The sequence below is a fragment of the Streptomyces sp. NBC_00252 genome (assembly GCF_036187565.1).
Classification (GTDB): domain Bacteria; phylum Actinomycetota; class Actinomycetes; order Streptomycetales; family Streptomycetaceae; genus Streptomyces.
In genome coordinates, this window is sequence record NZ_CP108087.1 from 8,809,713 (window position 1) to 8,822,186 (window position 12,474).

Genomic DNA, 12,474 nt, shown 5'->3' on the forward strand with positions numbered 1-12,474 from the left:
TGGTCCTGGGTGTCGGGTTGGCGGCAACGGGCCGGGTGTCGGCCGTGCGACCTGCTCTAGCGCCGGCAGCGAGCCCGCGCCGAGTGTCTGCGACCTTCGTCGTCAGCTCAGGCTGCGGCGGGCGGCGCCGAGGAACTCCGCTTTGAAGGGTTCCAGGTGGTCGGCCGGGCTCTCCCCGGCGCGCTCCTGCCACACCGCCTGATTCAGCGCGCGGGCATAGGCGGTTGCCGGTGCGTGAAGGCGGGGAGCGCACAGCAACCCGATGCCGTGCTCGGCTATGCGCAGGCCGTCCATCGCGGGCCTGGCGGTCAGCTACCACTCGTCACCGACCTCCCATCGGGACGGCCGCGCATGCGCCACGCTCTCGGCCTCCAGCGTGAACCGGACGAACTCCAACACGGTCCTGATCCGCTCCGCACGCCGCTCCGCGGCCAGCGCCGCGGCTCGTCTTTGTTCCTCGGCGCGGTCGGCCGCGCTTTGCGTCGCGGGTTGGATGAGAGTCCGTTCGGTGACCTCAACTGCCCTGCAGGGGTTAGCGCTTGAGGGCGACTCCGCCGTACTGGTGGACCTCCGCCGGTAGGCCCCACGCGCTCTCGTCGGGGCGCCAGCGGGAGCAGGAGGTCACGCCTGGGGGGAGGAGTTCCAGGTTCTCGAAGAAGCCTGCTATCTGTTCGGGGGTGCGGAGGATGTACGGGATCGAGCCGCCCTCGTTGTACTGGCGGATGGCGTCGACGTAGGCCTTGCTGGTGTCGGTGCTGTCGTACTGGACGAGGTAGCTGCCTGCGGGGAGGGCGGCCATGAGACGGCGTACGATCTCGCGCGCCTCGTCGTAGTCCTCGATGTGGCCCAGGATTCCCATCAGCATGAGGGCGACGGGCTGGTCGAGGTCGAGGGTGCCGGCGGCCTCGCGCACGATGGTGTCCGGGTCGCGGAGGTCGGCGTCGACGTAATGGGTGACGCCCTCCGGGGAGCTGGTGAGCAGGGCGCGGGCGTGGGCCAGGACCAGCGGGTCGTTGTCGACGTAGACGATGCGGCACTCGGGGGCCACGCGCTGGGCGATCTCATGGGTGTTGTCCACGCTGGGCAGGCCGGTGCCGATGTCCAGGAACTGCCGGACGCCCTCCTCGCCGGCCAGGTGACGGACGGCGCGGGCGAGGAAGTAGCGGGCGGCGCGGGCGCCGGTCTCGATGCCGGGGAAGATCTCGCGGAACGCGTCACCGGCGGCGCGGTCCACCTCGTAGTTGTCCTTGCCGCCCAGCCAGTAGTTCCAGATCCGGGCGGACTGCGGCACGGTCGTGTCGAACCTGGCGAGCGGGTCCGGCGCGGAGTGGGGGGCCTCTTCGGTCATGGACGCTCCTGTGCGTGCGTGCGTGCGCGGCGAGGGCCACGGAACCGTCGAACTCCGGTCGTGGGCAACCACGTTATTACCCAGCGGTTCGGATCATGCGCCTCCTCGGCCCCAACTGACCATGTAACGCAGGGGTGTTGGCTTGTTCGCCGCCCTTGGTGACGTGTAATCAGCCCTCTGACACGTGTCGGGTGAGGAAGCCGATGCCGGCCGCGACGGCGGCCAGGACGGCCACGCTGGTGAGGGCGGCGGGGAGGGAGTACCAGTCGGCCATGAAGCCGATGGCGGGCGGCCCCAGGAGCATGCCGCCGTAGCCGAGGGTGGAGGCGATGGCGACACCGTCGGGGCCTGCGAGGGTGCCGGCGCGTTCGACGGCGACGGGGAAGAGGTTGGCGAGGCCGAGCCCGGTGATCACGAAGCCGAGGACGGCGAGCCAGAGGGAGGGTGCGAGGGCGCCGAGCAGCATCCCGGCTGCGGCGGTCGTGCCGCCGGACACGAGGGTGCGGGTGCGGCCCAGGCGTTCGAGGAGCCGGGTGCCGGAGAGCCGGCCGACGGTCATGGCGAGCGCGAAGCAGGAGTAGCCGATGGCGGCGGCTCCGGCGGTGGCGTCGAGGTCCTGTTCCAGGTGCAGGGCGCTCCAGTCGGCGAGGGCGCCTTCGCCGAAGGCGGTGCAGAGGGCGATCAGGCCGAAGGTGAAGACGAGGCCTCGGGTGCGGGTGTTGAGGCGGCGGGGTGGGGGAGGGGTGTTCGGTGAGGGCGAGTGCCTCGGTGTTTGGTCCGGTGGGCCTGTCGGCGAGGGGTGTGGTGAGTCCTCTGGTGAGCGATCTGATGAGCGATGTGGTGAGCCCTCCGGCTCGCGCTGCGACGAGCCCTTGAGCGAGTCCGTCGGTGAGTGCTTCGGCGAACCCTGCGGAGAGTCGTTCGAGTCCTTCGGTGAGTCCTTCGGTACGTCGTCGGGGAATGCCGGGGGCTTCTGGCGCAGCAGGCTGCGGCCGACCAGCGCGGTGACGAGCAGGCCGATCAGGGTCAGGCCGAACAGGTGCTGGGTCGGGGTGAGGGCCCCCGCGACCAGTCCGCCGAGCCCGGCGCCGACCATGCCGCCCAGGCTGAACGCGGCGTGGAAGCTGGGCATGATGGGCCGCCGCATGGCCCTGACCAGGTCGACCGCCGCGCTGTTGAACGCGACGTTGATCCCGCCGTAGGCCGCGCCGAAGACCAGGAGGACGAGGCCGAGGGTGAGCGCGGAGTGGGTGAGCGGGGGGAGGGAGACGCTGAGTGAGAGCAACACGGCGCAGACGACGGTGACTTGGTGGTTGCCGTAGCGGTGGCAGAGGCGGCCGGTGAGCATCATGGTGATGACCGCGCCGGCGGAGACACCGAGCAGGGCGAGGCCGAGGGTGCTGGCGGAGGCGCCGGTCTGTTCCTTGATGGCGGGGATGCGGACGACCCACCCGGCGAAGATGAAGCCGTCCAGGGCGAAGAACGCGGTGAGGGTGATCCGGAGTCGGGTGAGGTCGGTGAGGGCGCCCGGCACGACGTTGTGCGTTCGGGGTTTGTTTATTTGCGGCACAAACTCAGGCTAGGGGGGTGAGGGGGCGGGGACAAGGGCGCCGGGGGGTGGGCTGCGCCAGGGTGTTGGGTGGGGGTGGGCTCGGGGTTGCTTTCTCCCCCCGCTGTGTCACTCGCTGTGTTTGGTGGCTGACGCTGGGGGTGTAGGGGTGCTGGGGGTGCTGGGGGTGCTGGGGGTGCAGGGTGGTCCGGTGTGGGCCGTGCGGGCTCGGCCTGGGTGCGGAGGCTGCCGCGTTGGGGTCCGGTCGGGGTGCGAGTCCGATCCGGGGATGGTCGTAGGACGCTGCTCGGGATCGCGTCGGACTACGTGCGGCAGTGGTGGTGATGTGGGGGCGGAGCCGGAGCTGAGGTCGAGGTCGGCTCGGAGCCCGAGTTGGAGCCGGGGTCGGGGTCGAAGGTGAGGTCTGGGTGGGAGGCCGGGGTGGGCCAGGAATGAAGCCCGGGGCCGGAGGGAGGACAGGGGCGGGGTTGAAGCCGAACCCAAGGCCGGAGCCGGCTCGGAGCTCAAGCTGAGGCCAAGGCCGGTTCCGGCTCGGAGCCCGAGATGGAACCGGGGCCGGAGCCGAGCTTTAGCTGCGGTCGAGGCCGGAACCGGATGGGCAAGGAATGAAGCCGCGGCCGGAGTCCAGAAGGGTGTCTGGGTTGAAGCCGAAGCCGAAGCCGAAGCCGAACCGACACCGGGGTCGGGGTAGGGGCTGTGACCGAGGTCGACGCCCAAGCTGAAGCCGATGTCGACGCAGACGTCGAAGCCGAGACCGATTCCGAGGCCGGTACCGACGCGGAAGCCGACCCCGACACCAACCCCGACCCCCGGGCGTGCCCGTGGGGCGCGGCTTCTCGGCACAGGCGTTCCGAGGACCACCGGCGGGACCGCCCGGAACCCCGGAGACCGGCCCCCGGAATCCCAGCCCCGTCCCCCGTCACCTCCCCCCGGAACCGCAGCCCCCGTCCCCCGTCACCCACCCCCCGGGGCAGCCGAGCCCCCGCCCCGCCCCAGTCACCCAGCGCCCTACTTCAACCCGATCGCCGAGCAGTCCGCCCCGTACTTCGACGTGCAGATGTCCTTGACGGAGTAGACGCCGTCAGTGATCACCGTGTCCTTGATGTTGTCCTGTGTGAGGGCGACGACCGGCACCAGCATCGTGGGGATCTTCCGCTCCGTGGGGCTGTCGACCGTGTCGCGGGTCAGCGCGTCGAACTGGATGTCGTGGCCCTGGACCTTGTAGACCGCCATGTCCGCGGCGCGGGTGGCCTCCTCGATGAACGGTTTGTACGCGGTCATGTACTGATCGCCGGAGACGATCCGCTGGACCGCGTCCAGGTTCGCGTCCTGGCCGGTCACCGGCGGGATCTTCGTCGCACCGGCGTCCTTGAGGGCCTTGATGACGGCGCCCGCGAGGCCGTCGTTCGCCGCGTAGACGGCGGCGATGTTGTCGAGGCCGATGGTCCTGATCGCGTTCTTCATGTTGGCCTCGGCGACCGCGGGGGACCACTTGGCGGTGTCGTACTGCTTCGCTATCTGGACCCTGTCCTTGAGCTCGCCGAGGGCACCCTCCTTGAACTTCGCGTAGTTCGCGTCGGAGGGGTCGCCGTTCATCATGACGATCTTGCTGGACGCCGCCTTGCTGCCGAGCGCCGTGATGATCGCGCGGGCCTGGATCTCGCCGACGAGTTCGTTGTCGTGCGAGATGTACGCGGTGATCGGGCCCTGTGCGAGGCGGTCGTAGGCGATGACGGGGATGCCGGCGGCCTTCGCCTTCCGCACGTCCGGCGCGATGGCCTTCGCGTCCAGGGCGTCCACGAGGATGACGTCGACCTTCTGGTCCACCATCTGCTGGAACTGGCGACTCTGCTTGTCCTGGCTCGCCTCGGCGTTGGCGTAGACGACCTTGCCCTTGCCGTGGGTGAGGGCGGCGACCTCCTTCTTGATGACGGGGTGGTCGAAGCTCTCGAAGCGTGCGGTGTCCTTGTCGGGCAGGAGCAGACCCACCGTGATGTCGTCGCCCTTCTCCGGAGACGCGGAGCTGTCGCTGCCGCCGACTCCGTCGATGACGCCGCACGCGGTGAGGGCCAGCGCGGACGCCGAGGCGGTCAGGGCTGTCGCGAGACGACGTACGGGGATTCCACAAAGGACAGGAGCGCTCAAGGCGGGCGCCTTTCGAGTGTGCGGGGTGAGGGGGGAGGGGTTGCTTTGGGGGTCAGTGACGTGTGGCGTGAAGTGGCTTCCAGGGCAAGGGGGTTGGGCCCCTGCGACCGCGGCGTGGGGAGACCTCGGTGCGGCCTCCGCGACCGGGGAAGCTGCTTCGGCTGTGCGGGAACTGTGGGTGAACGTCACCGTCGCACTTCCTCGATGTGGAGGGTGTGGTGCTCACGGAGAGAGGTTGTGGCGGCTTCGGGGCGGGAGGTGTCTGCGCGGCGGTTGATGGAGAAGGTGTGGGGGACTTCCGGGGAGAAGGTGCCGGAGGGCGTTGTCGGGCGGATCGGCGGGCTGGTCCCGAGTGAGGTGGCGGTGCCGGCGTGGGAGGAGCGGAGTCCCGTCGGATGTCGTAACCCCGGGTCTCGCGGCGGGCGTTGGACGCGGCGGCACGGTCGCGGAAGAAGCCGCCGCCTCCGCTCACCTCCGCCCCGCTCACCTCCGGGAATGGTCGCGACCCGCCCCACGTTGCGGCGGGTATGACGACGAACCCGCCGCGGCCCGAGGTGCTGCGATACACCGCCTTCTCCAGCGACCCCGACGGCGGCAACCCCGCGGGTGTCGTCCTGGACGCCAACGCCCTTGACGACAGCGCCATGCTGGCCGTCGCCGCCGAGCTCGGGTACTCGGAGTCCGCGTTCCTGACCGCGCCGCCGGAGGGGCTCGGCGGTGAGGAGGGGCGGGCGTACGGCATCCGCTACTTCAGTCCCAAGGCCGAGGTGCCGTTCTGCGGGCATGCCACCGTGGCGACCGCCGTCGCGCTCGCCGAGCGGGTCGGGCCGGGTGAGCTGGTGTTCGCGACGCGCGCGGGCGTCGTGCCGGTCGAGGTCGTCGACGAAAACGGGACGCTCCGGGCCACGCTCACCAGCGTGGAGCCGCATGTCGAGGAGATCGCCGACGCCGACCTCGCGGAGGCGCTCGCCGCGCTCGACTGGCCCGAAGCCGACCTCGACCCCGCGTTCCCGCCCCGCATCGCCTTCGCCGGTGCCCGTCATCTCGTCCTCGCCGCGGCGACCCGCGCCCGACTCGCCGGTCTGGCCTACGACTTCGCGCGCCTCGAAACCCTGATGCACCAACTGGACCTGACCACTGTCCAGTTGGTGTGGCGGGAGTCGGCCACCGTCTTCCACGTCCGGGACCCGTTCCCGGTCGGCGGTGTCGTGGAGGACCCGGCGACCGGTGCCGCGGCCGCCGCATTCGGGGCGTACGTAAGGGAGTTGGGCCTCGTCCCCGAGGACGCCGTCCTCACCCTGCACCAGGGTGAGGACCTGGGCCGCCCCGGCGAACTCACCGTGACGCTGCGCGCCGGTGACCCGCGCGTCCGTGTCGGGGGCGAGGGGACGCGCATCGGCTGACGCGTCGGCCACGGCGGCTGGGCAGGCACGGCGGCTGTGCAGGAGCGGCGGCGGGGCGGCTACGGCGGCGGGGCGGGCACCGGCCCTCCCCGCCGCCGTAGCGCCGCGCGCGGTGGGTTCAGAAGGCGTGGGCCATCAACTCCCCGAACAGGGCGTCCTCGTCGACGTCCAGGCCCCGGGAGCGGAACCAGCCGCAGATGTTGGCGCAGTCGCGCTGGAGGAAGGCCATCCCGTTGAGGTTGCCGACCAGGTCGACGATCTGGGGCAGGTCGATGACGACCAGCCGGTCGCCCGCCGCCAGGATGTTGTACGCCGAGAGGTCGCCGTGCACGATGCCGTTCTGCACCATCGTCGCGAGCGCGTCGGTGAGTTGGGCGAAGTAGGACGCGAGCAGCTCGGGTGAGGGGCGGGTCTGGGCGAGCCGGGGTGCGGTCTGGACGGTGCCGTCCTCGTCGACGACGGTGATCCACTCCATGAGGATCTCGGTGCCGTCGATCTGGACCGGGTAGGGGACCGGCAGCCCGAGTTTCCAGAACCGCACCAGCGCGGCCCACTCGGAGACCGCCCACTCGCCGGCCGCGACCTGGCGGCCGAACGTGCTCTTCCGCTTGACCGCGCGCTCGTCGCGTGAGCGTTTCATCGAGCGGCCCTCGGTGTAGGACGCGGCGCGGTGGAAGGTCCGGTGTTCGGAGGAGCGGTACCGCTTGGCCGCCATCACCACGCCGGCGTCGGGGTCGAGCGGGTCGGCACGCTCGACGAGGTGGACGTCGGCCTCCTTGCCGGTCTTGAGGACGCCCAGTTCGGTGTCGATCGCGCCCTGCGAGGTCACGACCCAGTCCGGGAGCGGCTCGGGGCCGCGGCTGAGGGGTTCGACGCTGAGCCAGGTCGACCAGCGCTGGCCGTCGGCGAGGTCGTCGTACTGGCGGAAGTCGAAGACGAACCGGTCGTCGATGTCGCCCATGCCGTCCGACGGCGGCCCGTCGGGGTACGGCTCGGTGCCGAAGTCGTCAGGAAACGCCGGGTGTTGAGAGTGCTGGGGGTACTGCGGGAGATCGTCGCGAGACATCGCTGGGGGTGCTCCATGAGGTGAGAGGAAGGCGGGCCGTGGACAGGCCGACGACAGTCGTGGTCACAGTCGTGCCTCCTCTCTGGAGCACCGGGCAGCTCCCGGTGTCCCGCCCATGGTGAGGGCCGGACCCGGGGAGCGACAACCGAATAAAAGGCGGCCGGGATGCCGAATTTCTTCTAACAAAATTATCATCGAAATTGTTAACAATCCTGCGGCGTCGGCTCATGATCCCGGCCTACAGTCGGGGACTCGTACGAGCCGCACAGCCCGACTTGCCCGCGGCGTCGCCGGGGGTGGTGCCCAAGGACGGCTGTGACCAAGCAACTTGCCCCCACAAGGAGGTCTACGGGTGGAGATCAACCGCAGAACCGTCATCCGGAGCGTCACGGGCGCCGCAGCCCTGGCCACGTTCGGAATCGCCGAGGGCACGGCGGCCACGGCCTTCGCCGCCACCTCGTCGTCGGGCGGTTCGTCGAGCCGCTCCGCGAGCGCGTCCGCGGCGTACTCGCTGGAGTTCGACCCGACCGCGTGGTCGTACGACGCGACGAACGACGTGTACTACCAGGTCGGGAAGGTGTACGTCGCGAACCCGGCGGCGACGGACTACGAGAACCTGTCGATCTACGTCCCGGGCGCCTATCTGACGGCCACCGCGAACAGCGACGGGACGACGTACACCGCGAAGGCCGACCCGAAGGGCACGGTCGGCCCGTACTCGGGACGCACGGCGCCGATCGTGATCCCGGTGAACACGCCCGGCTACGCCCACCAGGCGCCGGCCACGTCGTACAGCTACACCAGCGTGTCGGAGTACCTCGAAGCCGGGCTCATCTACGTGTGGCCGGGCCTGCGCGGCCGGGACAGCTCCACCAGCACCCGCTCCGACGCGGCCCCCTGGGGCGTGACCGACCTCAAGGCCGCGGTGCGGTTCCTCCGGTACAACCGGAGCGTCCTGCCCGGCAGCACCGACGACATCGTCCTGTTCGGCATGAGCGGCGGCGGCGCCCAGGACACCGTGGCGGGCACGTCGGGCGACAGCCCGCTGTACGCCCCCTACCTGCGCACGATCGGCGCCGCGATGGAGGACGCCGACGGCCGTCCCCTCAGCGACGCGGTCGCCGGTGTCATGGCCTGGTGCCCGATCACCGACCTGCACGAGGCCAACCTGTCCTACGAGTGGAACATGGGCCAGTTCGCCTCGACCGGCACGCGCGCGTCGACCACGTGGACCAGCGCCTACTCTGCGGACCTCGCGCAGGCCTGGCCCAAGTACCTCAACCGCCTCGGCCTGCGCGACGAGCACGGCAAGCGCCTGGAACTGACCCCGTCCAGCAGCGGCACCTACCTCGCGGGCAGCTACTACGACCACCTGATCGGGGTGATCACCACCTCGCTGAACAACTTCCTGGCGGACAACACCTTCCCGTACACCATCACGACGATGGGCGGCCCGCCCGGATCGGGTTCGACGGGGACCTCGACGACGTACGAGACGGTCGACGACTACATCGCGTACCTCAACTCGGGCAGCACGTGGGTCACTTACGACGCCACGACCAACACGGCGACGGTGTCCGGCCTCGAAGGCTTCGTCACCAGCCAGAAGACCGCGAACAAGCCGGTCGGCGCGTTCGACGGCTACTCCCGCGGGCAGGGCGAGAACAGCGTCTTCGCGATGGGACTCAACCTCCCCTCGCACTTCGCGCCGCTCACCCGCGACGTCGTCAAGGCGAACCAGACGACGTACGCCACGTACTCCGACTGGAACGCCGACTACGGCTTCGCCGCGTACGACAGCGACTTCGCCAAGAAGGACAGCGTCGGCAAGGACATAACCTGGCGGGGTGAGGCGTACAACCCGCTGTACTTCCTGTCGCCCGCCTTCGACGGCTACCGGCAGTCGCAGGTGGCACGGCACTGGCGCATCCGCACCGGCATCATGCAGGGCGACACCGCCAACACCACTGAGATCAACCTCGCGTTGGCGCTGCGGAACTACGGCATCCGTGACGTCGACTTCGCCACCGTGTGGGCCGAGGCGCACACGATGGCCGAGCGCACCGGCGACCCGACGGCGAACTTCATCACCTGGGTGAAGTCCGTCATCAAGAACTGACCCGCCGGTCCGGCCGACCCGGGCGCCTGACCAACTCCCTTCGCTCAGGCGCCCGGTGCCGCACCGCAGGCCCCGGCAGCGCGGTCCCGTCCGCATGTCAGTGCCCCGTGGCACGATCACCTGCATGACATCGATCGACGAACCACTGCTCCTCGAGACGGCCGCCAAGCATGGCGTACCCGGGCCTGTCGTAAGGGAGTTGATGGCCCGGACGCGGCCGTGCCTCTACCTGGTGCAGCACGGCGAACTGCCCGAGCCGAGCCGCGAGCACGCCCGCCCCGCCGCCCGGACAGGCGGCCTCCCCGCACTCCCGGACGGGGTCAACTGGCCCGACGGACACGAGCCGTTGGTGCTGAGCGTCGACTGCGCGGCCCTGCCGCTCGGCGCCCTGGACATCGAACTGCCCGCCGACGGGCACCTGTTGTTCTTCACCGAGGTCGAATACCCGCCGGAGCAGTCGGCGTTGCTGCACATACCCGCCGGAGTACCCACCACCGAACACCCCGCCGGTGACAGCAGGGTCTACGAGCCACGCACCCTGTATCCCGTACCCGGCCTCTCCTTCGACGGCGAGTCGGACGGCGGCCCGCACACCAGGGCGTTTCTGGACGCCGAAGGCGATGGCGGCCAGGAGGCCCTGGACGCCTTCGAGGAAGCCGTCGGCGACCTTGCCTTCGGCGGCCGTCGCCCCGGTGTCCGCGTGCAGCTCGGCGGATTCTCCGACTCCTGGGACATGGCGCCGGACACGGACGGACTCGTACTCCTGGCCCAACTCGCCGGACAGGCCGTCGACCACGACGTGTTCACGATGAACCTGATCGTGGGCACCCGGGAGGAGATCGCCGCCGGGGAGTACGACGGGCTCGTGTACGAGCAGCAGTGCTGACCGCTCGCCGTCGCCTCCCATGGCAGGTCCACGCACCGGACCGCCCCGATCCACCGTTTTCTTGCCCGGCTCTTCCCTCCCTCCGATGAACCTCGCCGCTTCCTTTCACCTCTACGACATGTAGTGGAGGTGACCCCGGCATGAACTGCCGATCGCCGGGGGGAACGAGGAGAAGGACGCCATGGAAGACGGTCCCCGTGCCGGCGGTGGTCTGCGGCTGAGGCCGCACGACGCGCCCTCCACGGCCGGTCCGCCGCGGGCCAGGCCGCTCGCATCCGACCCGGCCGCGCCGCAGCAGCTGCACCGGGGGATGACCCTGATCGCCACGATCAGCCTGTTCATCGGCACCCGCGGCGCCTGGACGAAGGCGATGACCTCCCATCCGCCCGTCGCCGGGATCATCTCCGTCTGCTACGCCGGGATCCTGATCGCGGGCGTCCTCGCCCTCACCACCCGCACCCGCCGCACCCTCACCCGGGTCGACGCGGGCGTCCTGCTGCTGGCCGTCGTCCTGGTGCTCTGCGGCTACTGGCTCAACCACATGGGCACCGACGAGGGCGTCCTCACCGCGCAGGCCGCCCACGAGATCCTGCGCGGACACCCGATCTACGGCCAGCCCTGGCCGTGGCTCTTCGACAGCTCCTCGGTCGGCATCACGAAGACCATGTCGGGCGGCGCCGACTACACCTACGGCTATCCGCCCCTGACCGCGCTGCTCGCCGCCCCCGTGCACGCCGTGATCCACTCGACGGCCGCCGCCACCCTCGTCACCACCGCCGCGCTGCTGGGCGGCGCTGTCCTGCTGTGGCTGCTGCTGCCCGCGCCCTGGCGATCCGGCGCCACCGCCGTGTGCCTCGGCTTCGGCTTCCTGCCCGGCTACGCCTACTCCGGCTACCCGGCCGTCCTCGCCCTGGTCCTCCTGATCCCCGTGGTGGTCCGCTGGACCGACACCGGGGCCGGCGGCCGGCTCGGCCTCCCCGGAGTGGTCCAGGCCCTCTGCCTCGGCGCGGCCTGCGCGAGCCAGCAACTCGCCTGGTTCCTCACGCCGTTCCTCCTCATCGGCCTCTACGCCGTCCGCCGCGGCGAACTCGGCCCCAGGCCCGCCCTCGGCGTGGTCGCCCGCTACACCGGCACCGCCGCCCTCACCTGGGCCGCGATCAACGCCTACTTCGCCACCCAGGACTTCCCCACCTGGCTGCACGGCCTGCTGCTCCCGCTCACCCAGAAGGCGATCCTGCACGGTCAGGGCCTCATGGGGATCTCGTACTACTTCACCGCGGGCAGCAGGCACCTCGACTACTACTCGTACGCCAGCCTGCTGCTCCTGCTCGGCCTGCTCGCCGCCACCCTGCTCTTCGTGCGCCGGCTAGGACCGGCGATCACCGTGCTGCCCTGGCTGAGCTTCTACCTCGCCACCCGGTCCCAGGACGGCTACTTCCTGATGATGACCCCGCTGTGGCTCGCGGCGGCCGCCACCGTCCCCGCCGCCGCGCTCGCCTCGGCCTGGCAGCCCCGCATCCCGCGCCTGACCGGGCACCGGGCCAAGGCCGTCCTCGCGGCGGCGCTCGTCGCACCCGCCGTAGCGTGCGCGGCGGTCGCCGCGGCCAGTGCGCCGCCGCTGCGGATGCAGGTCACACCGAGCTTCGTGGAGCGGGCCGGCCACCGGGACATCACGCGCCTCGCGGTCCGGGTCGTCAACATCACCGGCACCCGGCTCACCCCTCACTTCGCCAGCCGCTTCGGCCAGGGCGCCTCCGACTGGTGGACCGCATCCCACGGCCCGCGCACCCTCGCCGCACACGCCTCCGCGACCTACGTCGTACGGCCACCGGGCGGTGTCCGGCGGGCGCCCGGAGGGTCGGACCCGCACTTCTACCTCGTCGCCGTCACCGGTACCCCGATGACCATCACCACCGCACGGATTCCGCTCAGTTGAC

At 70.6% G+C, this 12,474-nt stretch carries 9 protein-coding genes; 4 read left to right on the plus strand and 5 right to left on the minus strand.

Going from position 1 to position 12,474, the window contains the following annotated elements; all coding sequences use genetic code 11:
- Positions 1 to 102: 102 nt before the first annotated feature.
- The 4 genes from OHT77_RS39125 to OHT77_RS39140 all read right to left on the minus strand — a co-directional run bounded on the left by OHT77_RS39125 (position 103) and on the right by OHT77_RS39140 (position 5,063).
- Complete coding sequence (locus tag OHT77_RS39125; RefSeq protein WP_328833086.1) at positions 103 to 294, minus strand: hypothetical protein; 192 nt, start codon at positions 292 to 294, stop codon at positions 103 to 105.
- A gap of 238 nt (positions 295 to 532) precedes the next feature.
- Complete coding sequence (locus OHT77_RS39130; RefSeq protein WP_328833087.1) at positions 533 to 1,348, minus strand: SAM-dependent methyltransferase; 816 nt, start codon at positions 1,346 to 1,348, stop codon at positions 533 to 535.
- Positions 1,349 to 1,517: 169 nt separating this feature from the next.
- Positions 1,518 to 2,882 (minus strand): MFS transporter, encoded by a 1,365-nt coding sequence (locus tag OHT77_RS39135; protein WP_328834456.1) that lies wholly within the window; start codon positions 2,880 to 2,882, stop codon positions 1,518 to 1,520.
- Positions 2,883 to 3,926: 1,044 nt separating this feature from the next.
- On the minus strand, positions 3,927 to 5,063 hold the full coding sequence (locus OHT77_RS39140) for a sugar ABC transporter substrate-binding protein (RefSeq protein WP_328833088.1): 1,137 nt from the start codon (positions 5,061 to 5,063) through the stop codon (positions 3,927 to 3,929).
- Positions 5,064 to 5,590: 527 nt separating this feature from the next.
- Here OHT77_RS39140 and OHT77_RS39145 point away from each other — a divergent pair.
- Positions 5,591 to 6,466: a PhzF family phenazine biosynthesis protein gene (locus tag OHT77_RS39145; protein ID WP_328833089.1), complete on the plus strand. Its 876-nt coding sequence runs from the start codon at positions 5,591 to 5,593 to the stop codon at positions 6,464 to 6,466.
- Positions 6,467 to 6,584: 118 nt separating this feature from the next.
- Here the strand turns inward: OHT77_RS39145 and OHT77_RS39150 are convergent, their stop codons facing one another.
- Positions 6,585 to 7,532: a serine protein kinase RIO gene (locus OHT77_RS39150; RefSeq protein ID WP_328833090.1), complete on the minus strand. Its 948-nt coding sequence runs from the start codon at positions 7,530 to 7,532 to the stop codon at positions 6,585 to 6,587.
- Between the two features lie 352 nt (positions 7,533 to 7,884).
- Here OHT77_RS39150 and OHT77_RS39155 point away from each other — a divergent pair, with 352 nt between their 5' ends.
- The 3 genes from OHT77_RS39155 to OHT77_RS39165 all read left to right on the plus strand — a co-directional run bounded on the left by OHT77_RS39155 (position 7,885) and on the right by OHT77_RS39165 (position 12,473).
- Positions 7,885 to 9,651, plus strand: coding sequence for an esterase (locus OHT77_RS39155; RefSeq protein WP_328833091.1), 1,767 nt, complete (start codon positions 7,885 to 7,887; stop codon positions 9,649 to 9,651).
- Positions 9,652 to 9,775: 124 nt separating this feature from the next.
- Positions 9,776 to 10,537, plus strand: coding sequence for a DUF1963 domain-containing protein (locus OHT77_RS39160; RefSeq protein ID WP_328833092.1), 762 nt, complete (start codon positions 9,776 to 9,778; stop codon positions 10,535 to 10,537).
- A 181-nt stretch (positions 10,538 to 10,718) separates the two neighbouring features.
- Positions 10,719 to 12,473 (plus strand): hypothetical protein, encoded by a 1,755-nt coding sequence (locus OHT77_RS39165; RefSeq protein ID WP_328833093.1) that lies wholly within the window; start codon positions 10,719 to 10,721, stop codon positions 12,471 to 12,473.
- The last annotated feature ends 1 nt before the right edge of the window (position 12,474 follow it).

What these genes read in the sequence shown, in the direction of transcription:
- OHT77_RS39125 (WP_328833086.1), bottom strand. Translation starts at nt 294, where the DNA reads ATGGACGGCCTGCGCATAGCCGAGCACGGCATCGGGTTGCTGTGCGCT.
- OHT77_RS39130 (WP_328833087.1), bottom strand. Translation starts at nt 1,348, where the DNA reads ATGACCGAAGAGGCCCCCCACTCCGCGCCGGACCCGCTCGCCAGGTTC.
- OHT77_RS39145 (WP_328833089.1), top strand. Translation starts at nt 5,591, where the DNA reads ATGACGACGAACCCGCCGCGGCCCGAGGTGCTGCGATACACCGCCTTC.
- OHT77_RS39150 (WP_328833090.1), bottom strand. Translation starts at nt 7,532, where the DNA reads ATGTCTCGCGACGATCTCCCGCAGTACCCCCAGCACTCTCAACACCCG.
- OHT77_RS39160 (WP_328833092.1), top strand. Translation starts at nt 9,776, where the DNA reads ATGACATCGATCGACGAACCACTGCTCCTCGAGACGGCCGCCAAGCAT.
- OHT77_RS39165 (WP_328833093.1), top strand. Translation starts at nt 10,719, where the DNA reads ATGGAAGACGGTCCCCGTGCCGGCGGTGGTCTGCGGCTGAGGCCGCAC.